Genomic DNA, 11,709 nt, shown 5'->3' on the forward strand with positions numbered 1-11,709 from the left:
CCATCGACCAGACGCGACGGATGCTGTCGCTGGTCACCTACCTGCGCGAGCGGCCCGGGGCCGAGGTCGCCGAGGTGGCCCGGGCGTTCGGGATCAGCGAGCGCGAGCTGATCGCGGACCTCAACGTGCTGCCGATGTGCGGCACCAGCTTCCGCGGCGGCGACCTGCTCGACATCGACACCGACGGCGAGCGGATCTGGTGGCACAACGTCGACGACGTCGCCCAGCCGCTGCGGCTGGCCGCCGACGAGGCGACCGCGCTGCTGGTGGCCGCCCGCGCGGTGGCCGGACTGCCGGGCCTGCGGGCCGGGGACCGGGAGGCGCTCACCCGGGCCGTCGCCAAGATCGAGAACGCGGCGGGGGAGAGCGCCGAGGGCAGCGCCCGGGTCGGCGTGACCTTCGAGGCGGAGAGCCACGTCTTCGCCGACATCGACCGCGCGCTCAGCGAGGGCCGCCGGCTCTGGCTGCGCTACTACTCGCACGGGCGCGGCGGGATGACCGAGCGCGAGGTCGACCCGATCCGGCTGCTCACCGAGGGCCACACCTACCTCGAGGCCTGGTGCCGCACCTCCGAGGACCACCGGATGTTCCGGCTCGACCGGGTCGCCGAGATCCGCGTCCTGGACGTCCCGGCCGACCCGCCCCGGCGCGAGCCGCGGGACCTGAGCGGCGGGCTGGTCAACCCGGCGGCGGACGACCCCGAGGTGGTCGTCGAAGTCTCCTCCGGCGGCCGCTGGGTGGCCGAGTACTACACCCACGACCGGGCCGAGGAACTGCCCGACGGCGGGCTGCGGATCACCCTGCGCAGCGCCGACCCCTCCCAGCTGCGCCCGCTGGCGCTGCGGCTGGGCCGGGACGGCCGGATCGTCTCGCCGCCCGAGCTCGCCGAGCAGGCGCGCTCGGCCGCGCGGGAGGCGCTGGCCGCCTACGGGGAGGGGCGGGTCTGAGCGGTGGAACCCGGGACCAGATTCAAGGTGTACTGCTCCGAGTGCCGGGAGAAGGTGGAGCTCCCGGCCGAGGACTTCCGCCTGACCCTCGGTCGCACCCCGGCCCAGGCGCACTACAGCTTCGGCTGCCCGCGGTGCGGGGCGGCGGTGCGCAAGCCGGCCGGGGAGAAGATCGTCGAGGCGCTCACCGGGGCCGGGGTGCGCACCATGCGGCTCGTCCCGGCCGAGGGGTAGTACGCGTATAGGCTGGGGCGCATGTCCTGGATGCTCGTCGCCGCCGTCCTGCTCGCCACCGCGGGCCTGCTGGTCCTCGGGGTCCTCGCGATCCGGCTCTGGCTGGACGTGCGGGCGCTGGCCAAGGGCGTGGACGCGGCCTCGCGGGCGCTGGCCGCGGCGGCCGGGGACCTGGCGGACGCGGTGCCGGCCCAGGGCGCCCCGGCGGGGGAGCGGAGCGTCCCCGCCGCATAGCACGGTCGGGACCGCGGTGGTACGGGGGCTGCTGCGCGCGGGCGGGGGCGGGTTACGCTCTCAGTTGGCTCCTGAACCGTGTACCGGGGGCCGCTGTCCTGTTCGGGCGGCCGTCGTCGTGGCGTCATCCGCAGCGGTTACCATCCGCAGCGGACGGCCCGTCGGGCCGCCATGACTGAAGGTGGTCGCGCATGCGCATCTCGATGACCGCGATCGTGGTGATCGTGATCCTCGCCATCGTGCTGTTCGGAGCCAAGCGGCTCCCGGACCTGGCGCGCTCGCTGGGCAAGTCGATGCGGATCCTGAAGAGCGAGGCGCAGGCGATGCGCTCGGACGGCGAGTCCGAGCAGCCGTCCCGGCCCGCCCCGGCTCCGGCCCCGGTCGACGGTGCCGCGGCCAGGACCGTCCAGGCGGCTCCGGGAGCGTCGGCCACGGCCCGTCCGGTGACCGAGCCCTCCGCCGGGGCCTCCGCGCCCGACGGCGACCGCCCGCACTGAGCGCGGCGCACGTGAGGCACCTGACGCCCGCCGCGCACACCGTGTGCGCGGCGTTCGCGACCACGGAGGCCCGCCGACCGGCGGGCCCCGACGCACGAGTTGAGGACCGGGGTTGAGCAAGCTCTCCAAGGCGCCGAAGGCGTCAAAGGATCCTGAGGGGCGGATGGCCCTCGCCGACCACCTGAGGGAACTGCGCAACCGCGTGGTCAAGTCGGTCCTGGCGATCGTGCTGATCACCATCGTGGCGGCGGTCTACCACAAGCAGATCGAGGACTTCCTGCTGCAGCCGCTGCCGCGGTGCGAAACCCTGGAGCTGGCCAAGCACTACCACGGCAAGTGCGCCCAGGTCTCGAACATCGGTCTGACCGCCGGTTTCACCTGGATGCTGAAGGTGGCCCTGACGGCGGGCGTGGTCGGGACCGTGCCGATCTGGCTCTACCAGGTCTGGGCCTTCGTGGCGCCGGGCCTGCACAGGCACGAGAAGAAGTACACGGTCGTCTTCCTGATCTGCGGGACGCCGCTGTTCCTGGCCGGTGTGGCCGTGGCCATTCTGGTGCTGCCGACCACGGTCGACGTGCTGCTCTCGTTCACCCCGAACGACACCACGCCGATCCTGCCGCCCGAGGACTACTTCGACATCGCCACCCGGATGGTGCTGGTCTTCGGCCTCGCCTTCGAGTTCCCGCTGCTGCTGGTGATGCTGAACATGGTCGGCGTGGTCGGCGGCAAGCGGCTGCTGGGCTGGTGGCGCGGCATGGTCATGGGCATCACGGTGTTCGCGGCCTTCGCCACGCCGAGCGCCGACCCGCTGAGCATGCTGGCGCTGGCCGCGCCGATCTGGGCGCTGTACTTCATCGCGGTGGCGATCGCGATCTTCAACGACAAGCGCAAGGCGCGCCGCAACCCGGACTCCGGGCTGGACGACGAGGAGGCCTCGCACCTGGACCTCTCGGTGCAGCCGGTGGCCGGTGCGGAGTCCGTCCAGGCCTCGGCGGCCCCGGCGGCCGGCGCCTCGGTGCCGGCGTCCCGCCGCGAGGAGATGGACGACATCACCTGAGTCGGTAGGGATCCACAAGACAGGCCCTGAGGCCTGAGGGAGCCCCGGTCCGCCGCTGCCGAGCGGTGGGCCGGGGCTTTCCGCTGGTCGGGGCGGTTCCGGGTTTCGGCGGGTGGTCTTGGCAGCTCGCATGGTATGTGACATATTACTGGCGTGCTGAAGACCGAGACACCTCCCCTGGACGTGGTCGTGGTCGGCGCCGGTGTGGTCGGCGCCGCCTGCGCCTACTACGCCGCCCGCGCCGGGCTCGCCGTCGCCGTCGTGGACCGCGGGCCCGTGGCCGGCGGCACCACCGGCGCGGGCGAGGGCAACCTGCTGGTCTCCGACAAGGAGCCCGGCCCCGAACTCGACCTCGCCCTGCTCAGCACCCGGCTCTGGCGCGACCTCGCCGAGCGGCTCGGCCCGGCGATCGAGTACGAGCCCAAGGGCGGCGTGGTGGTCGCCTCCACCGCCGCCGGGCAGGACGCGCTGCGGGCCTTCGCCGACGGGCAGCGCGCCGTCGGGGTCGAGGCCGAGGAGGTGCCCGGCGAGCGGCTGCGCGAGCTGGAGCCGCACCTGGCCGAGGGCCTGGCTGGCGGCTTCCACTACCCGCAGGACGCCCAGGTCCAGCCCGCCCTCGCCGCCGCCCACCTGCTGCGCGAGGCCCGCCGGATGGGCGCCGAGCTGATCACCGGGGAGAGCGTCACCGCCGTCGACCGGGGCCCGGACGGCGCCGTGCGCGGCGTCCGGACCGACCGGCGGCACCTGGCCGCCCCCGCCGTGGTGAACGCGGCCGGCACCTGGGGCGGCGAGGTGGCCGCGCTGGCCGGGGTGCACCTGCCGGTGCTGCCCCGGCGCGGCTTCGTGCTGGTCACCGAGCCGCTGCCGCGGGTCGTGCGGCACAAGGTCTACGCCGCCGACTACGTGGCCAACGTGGCCAGCGGATCGGCCGGGCTGGAGACCTCCGCCGTGATCGAGGGCACCCCGGGCGGGCCGGTGCTGATCGGCGCCAGCCGTGAGCGGGTCGGCTTCGACCGCACGCTCTCCCAGGAGGTGCTGAGCCGGCTCGCCGCCCAGGCCGCCGCCCTCTTCCCGGTGCTCGCCGACGTCACCGTGCTGCGCGCCTACCGCGGCTTCCGCCCGTACCTGCCGGACCACCTGCCGGCCATCGGCGCGGACCCCCGGGTGCCCGGGCTCTACCACGCCTGCGGGCACGAGGGGGCCGGCATCGGGCTGGCCCCGGCGACCGGGCTGCTGATCAGCGAGCAGCTCACCGGCAAGCAGCCGGAGCTGGACCTCGCGCCGTTCCGGGCGGACCGCTTCCCGGCCGAGTGACGGCGTGACGGCCCGGCCGCCTGCGACCGAGGCCTGTGTGAGATTCCTTCCTGGACCCGTGAGATTGGAGAGGCCGCCGATGCGCCGCCGCACCCCCGCCGGGCTGGTCGAGGCCGAGCCCGGGCCCGCCCACCACATCGAGTTCGACGGGCGGCCCGTCCCCGCGCTGCCCGGGCAGTCGATCGCCGCCGCGCTCTGGGCCGACGGCGTGCTCGCCTGGCGCACCACCCGGGTCGGCGGGAAGCCGCGCGGGGCGTTCTGCGGGATCGGCGCCTGCTTCGACTGCCTGGCCACCGTGGACGGCCGCCCCAACCAGCGCACCTGCCTGCTCCCCGCCGAGCCCGGCACCACCGTCACCACCCAGGAGGGCCACGGCCGTGCCGACCTCGCCGTCTGAACCCCTCGACGCCCCGCCGTACGACCTCGTGGTGGTCGGCGCCGGCCCGGCCGGGCTGGCCGCCGCCGTCACCGCCGCCGACCTCGGGCTGCGCTGCGCCCTGCTGGACGGCGGGCAGAGCACCGGCGGGCAGTACTACCGCCACCCGGCGCCCGGCCTCGGCGCGGCCCGGCCGGACCGGCTGCACCACCACTGGTCCGCCTACACCGGGCTGGCCGACCGGCTCGACGCGCACGGGCGTGCCGGGCGGGCCGACTTCCGGGCCGGGCACCAGGTCTGGGCGCTGGAGCGCACCGGGGACGGCTTCGCGGTGCACGTCACCCGCGGACCGGAGAGCACCGACCGGGCCACCGTCCTGACCCGGTCGGTGCTGCTCGCCACCGGCGCGTACGAGCGGCAGCTGCCGTTCCCCGGCTGGACCCTGCCCGGGGTGGTCACCGCGGGCGGTGCCCAGGCCATGCTCAAGGCCGGCCTGGTGCTGCCCGGGAAGCGGATCGTGGTGGCCGGCAGCGGCCCGCTGCTGCTCGCGGCGGCCTCCTCGCTGGTCACCGCCGGGGCCGAGGTGCCCGCCGTGGTCGAGGCCACCGCCTACCTCGGGTACGCGCGGCGCCCCGGCGTGCTGGCGGCCGTCCCCGGCAAGCTGGTCGAGGGCGCCGGGCACGGCGGTGCGCTGCTGCGGCACGGCGTACGGCTGCGCCCGCGCAGCGCGGTGGTCGAGGCGCACGGGACGGACCGGGTCACCGGCGTCACGGTGGCCCGGCTGGACGCCGACTGGCGGCCGGTGCCCGGCACCGGGCGGCGGATCGACTGCGACGCGCTCGCCGTCGGCCACGGCCTGCTGCCGCAGATCGACCTGGCCACCGAGCTCGGCGCACGGACCGTGACCGGGCCGGACGGCGCGGTCGCGCTGGAGGTCGACGCCCGGCTGCGCACCAGCGTGCCCGGCCTCTGGTCGGCGGGGGAGACCAACGGCGTCGGCGGCGCGGACCTCGCGCTCGCCGAGGGCGAGCTGGCCGCGCACGCGGTGGCCGGGGAGCGGCCCGCGGCCGCGCTGCTGCGCCGCCGCTCCCGGCTGCGGGCCTTCGCCGACCTGATGGCCGCCGCGCACCGGCCGGGCCCCGGCTGGACCGGCTGGCTGCGTCCGGACACCGACGTCTGCCGGTGCGAGGAGGTGCCGGTGGCGGCGATCCGGGAGGCCGTCGAGGACCTGGGCGCGGGCGATCCGCGCACCGTGAAGCTGCTCACCCGGGCCGGGATGGGCTGGTGCCAGGGCCGGATGTGCGGTCCGGCCGTGGCCTGCCTGGCCGGACCGGGTGAGCCGGGGCCGGACCGGCGGCCGCTGGGCTGCCCGGTGCCGCTCTCCCAGCTGGCGGCGGGGCCGAACCCGGAGGCGTAGGGCGTGCCCGACCGCTCGCGTCGGGCGGGAACGGTCGGGCACGTCCCCGGGGTCCGTCGTCGAAGGACGGGCCGGGGACCTTGTCTCCGGCCCGTCCACTCTAGTAAAATGTCACACCTCATCAAGGAGCTCATGTGTCCATCACCCAGCACGACAGCACCCGTCCCTGGCGCGGCATCATGGTCGCCACCACGCTTCCGCTGCGCCCGGACCACTCCGTCGACTACGACGCCTACGCCGAGCACGTCCGCTGGCTGATCGACTCCGGCTGCGAGGGCGTCGTCCCCAACGGCTCGCTGGGCGAGTACCAGACGCTCACCGCCGAGGAGCGCGCCAAGGTCGTCGAGGTCGCCATCGAGGCGGCCGGCGACGGCTCCCGGGTGATGCCCGGCGTGGCCGCCTACGGCAGCGCCGAGTCCCGCCGCTGGGCCGAGCAGGCCGCCGAGGCCGGCGCCGGCTCCGTCCTGCTGCTGCCGCCGAACGCCTACCGGGCCGACCACGCCTCGGTGCGCGCCCACTACGCCGAGGTCGCCAAGGCCGGGCTGCCGATCGTGGCGTACAACAACCCCATCGACACCAAGGTCGACCTCGTCCCCACGCTGCTCGCCCAGCTGCACGCCGAGGGCTCGATCGTCGCGGTCAAGGAGTTCAGCGGCGACGTCCGCCGGGCGTACGAGATCGCCGAGCTGGCCCCCGGGCTGGACCTGCTGATCGGCGCCGACGACGTGCTGCTGGAGCTGGCGCTCGCGGGCGCGGTCGGCTGGATCGCCGGCTACCCGAACGCCCTGCCGGCCGCCTCGGTCGCGCTCTACGACGCCGCCGTCTCCAAGGACCTGGAGAACGCGCTGCCGCTGTACAAGTCGCTGCACTCGCTGCTGCGCTGGGACTCCAAGACCGAGTTCGTCCAGGCCATCAAGCTCTCGATGGACATCGCCGGGCGCCCCGGCGGCCCGGTGCGCGCCCCGCGCCTGCCGCTCGTCCCGGAGATCGAGGAGGCCGTCCGCGCGGCCACCGAGAAGGCGCTGGCCGACGGCCTGGTCTGACACCGGCGCGATCCCGGGCCTCCGGGCCGGCTGCGGCGGCAGTCGGCCCGGCCTACCCACCAACCATCCGAACCTGTACGGGAGTTGTGACCCATGCGCAGCCGCCACGTGTTCCACGCCGTCGACTCGCACACCGAGGGCATGCCGACCCGGGTGATCACCGGCGGCTTCGGCGTCATCCCCGGCGCCACCATGGCCGAGCGCCGGGTGCACTTCCAGGAGCACCTGGACCACTTCCGCACCCTGCTGATGTACGAGCCCCGCGGCCACGCCGCGATGAGCGGCGCGATCCTCCAGCCGCCGACCCGGCCGGACGCCGACTTCGGCGTGCTCTACATCGAGGTCTCCGGACTGCTGCCGATGTGCGGGCACGGCACCATCGGGGTCGCCACCGTACTGGTCGAGACCGGGATGGTCCCGGTGGTCGAGCCGGTCACCACCGTACGGCTGGACACCCCGGCCGGACTCGTGGTCGCCGAGGTGAAGGTCGAGGACGGCGCCGCCAAGGCGGTGACCATCCGCAACGTGCCCTCCTACTCCGTCGCCCTGGACCGCAAGGTCGAGGTGCCCGGCTACGGCACGGTGACCTACGACCTCGCGTACGGCGGCAACTACTACGCCATCCTGCCGCTCGCCGAGTTCGGGCTGCCCTTCGAGCGCGAGCGCAAGCAGGAGATCCTGGACGCCGGCCTGGCCATGATGGACGCGATCAACGCGGGCCCGGACCGGCCGGTGCACCCGGAGAACCCGTCCATCCACAGCTGCCACCACGTCCAGCTGCTCGCCCCCGGCTCCACCGCCGAGCACTCCCGGCACGCGATGGCCATCCACCCCGGCTGGTTCGACCGCTCGCCCTGCGGCACCGGCACCTCGGCGCGGATGGCCCAGCTGCACGCGCGCGGCGAACTGCCGCTCGGGCGGGACTTCCGCAACGACTCCTTCATCGGGACCACCTTCACCGGGCGGCTGGTCGAGGAGACCGAGGTGGCCGGGCTGCCCGCGGTGGTGCCCACCGTCACCGGGCGGGCCTGGGTCACCGGCACCGCCCAGTACTTCCTCGACCCGAGCGACCCGTTCCCGGCGGGCTTCCTGCTCTGACCCCTCCTTCCTCCTTCGTCCCCGTACCTCCCCCCGAAGGGCTGCTGGCCGTGACCATCACCTCGTACAACCCCGCCGACCCCGACGACCTCGTGGTCGCCGTCGAGGAGCCCGGCGCCGAGGCCGTGCGGGCCGCCGTCGGGCGGGCCCGGGCGGCGCAGGGCGACTGGCTCGCCGCCGGGGCGGGCGCCCGGTCGGCGGCGCTCGGCCGGATCGCGGACGCCGTGGAGGCGCACGCCCACGAGCTGGCCGCGCTGATCGTGCGCGAGGTCGGCAAGCCGCTGGCCGAGGCGCTCGGCGAGGTCGCCCGCACGGCGGCGATCTGGCGCTACTACGCGCAGGCGCCGTACGCGCCCTCCGGGGCGGTGCACGAGACCGCCGCCGGCCCCGGGCTGCTGTTCACCCGCCGCCGCCCGTACGGGGTCGCCGGACTGATCGCGCCGTGGAACTTCCCGCTGGCGATCCCGACCTGGAAGGCCGCGCCGGCCCTCGCCGTCGGCAACGCGGTGGTGCTCAAGCCGGCCCCCGAGGCGACGGCCTGCGCGCTGCGGCTGGCGGAGCTGGCCGGGCTGCCCGAGGACGTGTTCACGGTGCTGCCCGGCGGGGCGGAGGAGGGCGCGGCGCTGGTCGACGCCGCCGACGTGGTCTCCTTCACCGGCTCGACCGGCGTCGGCCGGGCCGTGGTGCGGGCCGCGACCGACCGCGGGGTACCGGTGCAGGCCGAACTCGGCGGGCTGAACGCCGCGCTGGTGCTGCCGGACGCCGACATCGCGCAGGCCGCCGGGCACATCGCCGCGGCCATCGCCGGGTACGCCGGGCAGAAGTGCACCGCCACCAGCCGGGTGATCGCGGTCGGCGCCGCGTACGAGCCGCTGCGCGAGGCGCTGGTCAAGGCGCTGGCGGCGGTCGACGACGCGGTCTGCGGGCCGGTGATCAACGCCGGTGCGCGGGAGCGGCTGACCGGGGCCGTCTCCTCGGCCGTCGAGGCCGGGGCCAGCGTGCTCACCGGCGGCGGGGTGCCCGAGCGGACCGGCTGGTACGTCGAGCCGACCCTGCTCGCCGAGGTGCCGGCCGAACACCCGCTGGCCCGCGAGGAGTTCTTCGGCCCGATCGCGGTGCTGCACGCCGCGGCCGACCTGGACGAGGCCATCGCGCTCGCCAACGACACCCCGCACAGCCTCTCCACCTCGGTGCACACCCGCAGCCTGGACGTGGCGCTGGCCGCCGCCGACCGGCTGGACGCGGGCATGATCCGGGTCAACGCCCCGTCCAGCGGCGTCGACTTCCACCTGCCCTTCGGCGGGGCCAAGGGCGCGAGCCACGGCGACCGCGAACAGGGCCAGGCCGCCCTGGACTTCTACACCGTCAGCCGGACCGTCAGCGTGCTGCCGGGCGGAGGTGCGCTCTGATGTTCGTACGGACGGTCGACTACCACACGGCCGGCGAGCCGTTCCGGATCGTGCTGGACGGCGTGCCCCCGATCCCCGGCGACACCGTCGCCGAGCGCCGGGCCATCGCGCTCGGCGCGGGCGGCAGCGCGACCGCGCCCCGGCCCAGCGCGCTGGACGAGGTCCGGCAGCTGCTCAGCCGGGAACCGCGCGGCCACGCCGGGATGTACGGCGGCTTCCTGGTCCCGCCGGACGACGACGAGGCGCACCTGGGCGTGCTGTTCTGGCACAAGGACGGCTACTCCACCGCCTGCGGACACGGCACCATCGCGCTCGGCGCCTGGGCGGTGGACTCCGGACTGGTGGCCGCCCCCGCGGACGGCGTGGCGCGGGTGCGGATCGACGTGCCGTCCGGCCGGGTCACCGCCCTGGTGCACCGCGCCGGTGGGCGGACCACCGGGGTGACCTTCCGCAACGTGCCCAGCCGGGTCACCGCGCTGAAGCTCCCGGTGGAGACCTCGCGCGGCACCGTGGAGGTCGCCGTGGCGCACTCCGGCGCCTGCTACGCCTCGGTGCCCGCAGCCGCCCTCGGGCTCGCCGTGGAGAAGCAGCAGCTGCCCGAACTCACCGCCGTGGGGCGGGAGATCAGGGCCGCGCTGGCCGGCTCGGAGGCGGTCGCCCACCCGACGGACGCCCGGCTGTCGGGCGTCTACGGGGTCATCCTCCATGACGAACTCCCCCCGGTGGACGGGGTGCTGAACCAGCGCAACGTCACCGTCTTCGCGGACGGCCAGATCGACCGTTCGCCCTGCGGATCCGGCACCTCCGCCCGGCTCGCGGTGCTCGCCGCCGAGGGGCGGCTGGCCCCGGGCGAGCCGCTGCGGCACGAGTCGATCATCGGGACGGTCTTCAGCGGGCAGGTCCTCCCGGGCGGCGACCCGCAGGGCGAGGGCGTGGTCACCGAGGTCGGCGGGACGGCCTTCCGCACCGGCGAGCACGGCTTCGTGCTGGAGCCGGACGACGACCTGGGAGCGGGGTTCCTGCTGTGACCACCGTGCGTGCGACCGAAGCCGTGAAGCCAACCGAAGTGCCCGGCGCGGCGGTTGTGCCGCTCCAGTACGCCGTGCCGGGCACCGGCGGGGTCGGGCCCGCCGGGGCGGTGGGGGCGATCGAGCGGGTGCTGCTGGACGGGTTCGACCCGGAGGCGGCACCCGCCCGGTCGGCCGTACCGGTGCCCGCCGGCGAACTGCTGATGATGCCGGCCGCCGCCGGGCCGTACGCCGGCGTGAAGATCGCCGGGGTCGCGCCCGCCAACCCGTCGGCCGGACTGCCCCGGATCACCGGCAGCTACCTGCTGCTGGACGGGCCCACCCTCCAGCCGCTCGCCCTGCTGGACGGCGCCGCGCTCACCGCGCTGCGCACGCCCGCCGTCACCGCGGCCGCGCTGCGGCGGCTGGCCGTGCCGGAGGCCGAGCACCTGGTGCTGTTCGGCTCCGGACCGCAGGCGTACGGGCACCTGGACGCCCTGCTCGCCGTCCGGCCGCTGCGCCGGCTCACCGTGGTGGCGCGCAACGCCGAACGGGCCGGGGCGCTGGCCGATTACGGGCGGAAGCTCGGGCTGGCGGCCGAGGTCGGCGACCCGCGCGCGGTCCGCGAGGCGGACCTGGTGGTCTGCTGCACCACCGCGCGCACCCCGCTGTTCGACGGCGCCCTGGTGCCCGCCCACGCGGCGGTGGCGGCGGTCGGCTCGCACGAGCCGGACGCCCGGGAGGTGGACGAACTGCTCGTCCAGCGCGCCGAGTTGTACGTCGAGGCGCGTACCGTCGCGGAGCGCGAGGCCGGGGACCTGCTGATGGCGGGCGTGGCCGGGCGGCAGCTGTGGAACCTCGCCGAACTGGTGCGCGGCGACGCGCTGGTGCCCGACGGGCGGCCGCGGTTCTTCAAGAGCGTCGGGATGGCCTGGCAGGACCTGGCCGTCGCAGCGGAGGTGTACCGGGCCGCGTCCTAGGTGTTCTGACCCGTGAGGTTGGGGACGCGGCTGGCGGGTGGTTTGCCTGCGAGTGCGGTGTGTCCGCGGTGGTGATTGTAGGTGTGGAGCCAGTCG

Annotated in this window: 13 protein-coding genes and 1 pseudogene; 13 read left to right on the plus strand and 1 reads right to left on the minus strand. The window is 75.5% G+C overall.

All coding sequences use genetic code 11. The annotated features are described in order from the left end of the window. The first annotated feature begins 20 nt into the window (after positions 1-20). The 13 genes from ACWDD9_RS38370 (at position 21) to ACWDD9_RS38430 (ending at position 11,613) form a co-directional block, all read left to right on the plus strand. Entirely contained in the window at positions 21-947 is a 927-nt protein-coding gene (locus ACWDD9_RS38370) for a helix-turn-helix transcriptional regulator (protein WP_181970795.1), read from the plus strand. A gap of 3 nt (positions 948-950) precedes the next feature. Next, positions 951-1,181 (plus strand): hypothetical protein, encoded by a 231-nt coding sequence (locus ACWDD9_RS38375; RefSeq protein ID WP_049652006.1) that lies wholly within the window; start codon positions 951-953, stop codon positions 1,179-1,181. 21 nt (positions 1,182-1,202) lie between these two features. Next, complete coding sequence (locus ACWDD9_RS38380) at positions 1,203-1,415, plus strand: hypothetical protein (RefSeq protein WP_049652007.1); 213 nt, start codon at positions 1,203-1,205, stop codon at positions 1,413-1,415. A 191-nt stretch (positions 1,416-1,606) separates the two neighbouring features. Continuing rightward, entirely contained in the window at positions 1,607-1,912 is a 306-nt protein-coding gene (gene tatA, locus ACWDD9_RS38385; RefSeq protein ID WP_449814165.1) for a Sec-independent protein translocase subunit TatA, read from the plus strand. A gap of 163 nt (positions 1,913-2,075) precedes the next feature. After that, positions 2,076-2,969: a twin-arginine translocase subunit TatC gene (tatC, locus tag ACWDD9_RS38390; protein WP_049652009.1), complete on the plus strand. Its 894-nt coding sequence runs from the start codon at positions 2,076-2,078 to the stop codon at positions 2,967-2,969. A 153-nt stretch (positions 2,970-3,122) separates the two neighbouring features. Beyond that, the gene (locus ACWDD9_RS38395) at positions 3,123-4,283 is read left to right on the plus strand and encodes an NAD(P)/FAD-dependent oxidoreductase (RefSeq protein ID WP_049652010.1); all 1,161 of its coding nucleotides are present in this window, start codon (positions 3,123-3,125) and stop codon (positions 4,281-4,283) included. A gap of 79 nt (positions 4,284-4,362) precedes the next feature. After that, positions 4,363-4,680: a (2Fe-2S)-binding protein gene (locus ACWDD9_RS38400; protein WP_049652011.1), complete on the plus strand. Its 318-nt coding sequence runs from the start codon at positions 4,363-4,365 to the stop codon at positions 4,678-4,680. After that, positions 4,661-6,076, plus strand: coding sequence for an FAD/NAD(P)-dependent oxidoreductase (locus tag ACWDD9_RS38405; protein ID WP_449814166.1), 1,416 nt, complete (start codon positions 4,661-4,663; stop codon positions 6,074-6,076). The genes ACWDD9_RS38400 and ACWDD9_RS38405 overlap by 20 nt, the downstream gene beginning before the upstream one ends. Positions 6,077-6,255: 179 nt before the next feature. After that, positions 6,256-7,119, plus strand: a complete 864-nt coding sequence (locus ACWDD9_RS38410; RefSeq protein ID WP_369808372.1) for a dihydrodipicolinate synthase family protein — start codon at positions 6,256-6,258, stop codon at positions 7,117-7,119. A gap of 93 nt (positions 7,120-7,212) precedes the next feature. After that, on the plus strand, positions 7,213-8,217 hold the full coding sequence (locus ACWDD9_RS38415; RefSeq protein WP_049660310.1) for a proline racemase family protein: 1,005 nt from the start codon (positions 7,213-7,215) through the stop codon (positions 8,215-8,217). Between the two features lie 50 nt (positions 8,218-8,267). Beyond that, a complete protein-coding gene (locus ACWDD9_RS38420; RefSeq protein ID WP_079272090.1) occupies positions 8,268-9,626 on the plus strand; it encodes an aldehyde dehydrogenase family protein in 1,359 nt (452 codons plus the stop codon). Next, a complete protein-coding gene (locus ACWDD9_RS38425) occupies positions 9,626-10,654 on the plus strand; it encodes a proline racemase family protein (protein ID WP_049660238.1) in 1,029 nt (342 codons plus the stop codon). The genes ACWDD9_RS38420 and ACWDD9_RS38425 overlap by 1 nt, the downstream gene beginning before the upstream one ends. Before the next feature lie 23 nt (positions 10,655-10,677). Next, the gene (locus ACWDD9_RS38430; RefSeq protein WP_338016276.1) at positions 10,678-11,613 is read left to right on the plus strand and encodes an ornithine cyclodeaminase family protein; all 936 of its coding nucleotides are present in this window, start codon (positions 10,678-10,680) and stop codon (positions 11,611-11,613) included. Here ACWDD9_RS38430 and ACWDD9_RS38435 read toward each other — a convergent pair. Further along, a pseudogene (locus tag ACWDD9_RS38435) lies at positions 11,610-11,709 on the minus strand (IS481 family transposase); the annotation flags it as partial. The gene ACWDD9_RS38430 and the pseudogene ACWDD9_RS38435 sit on opposite strands and share 4 nt — an antisense overlap.

Source organism: Kitasatospora sp. NPDC001119 (genome assembly GCF_053598475.1).

What these genes read in the sequence shown, in the direction of transcription:
- ACWDD9_RS38370 (WP_181970795.1), top strand. Translation starts at nt 21, where the DNA reads ATGCTGTCGCTGGTCACCTACCTGCGCGAGCGGCCCGGGGCCGAGGTC.
- ACWDD9_RS38415 (WP_049660310.1), top strand. Translation starts at nt 7,213, where the DNA reads ATGCGCAGCCGCCACGTGTTCCACGCCGTCGACTCGCACACCGAGGGC.
- tatA (WP_449814165.1), top strand. Translation starts at nt 1,607, where the DNA reads ATGCGCATCTCGATGACCGCGATCGTGGTGATCGTGATCCTCGCCATC.
- ACWDD9_RS38380 (WP_049652007.1), top strand. Translation starts at nt 1,203, where the DNA reads ATGTCCTGGATGCTCGTCGCCGCCGTCCTGCTCGCCACCGCGGGCCTG.
- tatC (WP_049652009.1), top strand. Translation starts at nt 2,076, where the DNA reads ATGGCCCTCGCCGACCACCTGAGGGAACTGCGCAACCGCGTGGTCAAG.
- ACWDD9_RS38425 (WP_049660238.1), top strand. Translation starts at nt 9,626, where the DNA reads ATGTTCGTACGGACGGTCGACTACCACACGGCCGGCGAGCCGTTCCGG.
- ACWDD9_RS38400 (WP_049652011.1), top strand. Translation starts at nt 4,363, where the DNA reads ATGCGCCGCCGCACCCCCGCCGGGCTGGTCGAGGCCGAGCCCGGGCCC.
- ACWDD9_RS38410 (WP_369808372.1), top strand. Translation starts at nt 6,256, where the DNA reads ATGGTCGCCACCACGCTTCCGCTGCGCCCGGACCACTCCGTCGACTAC.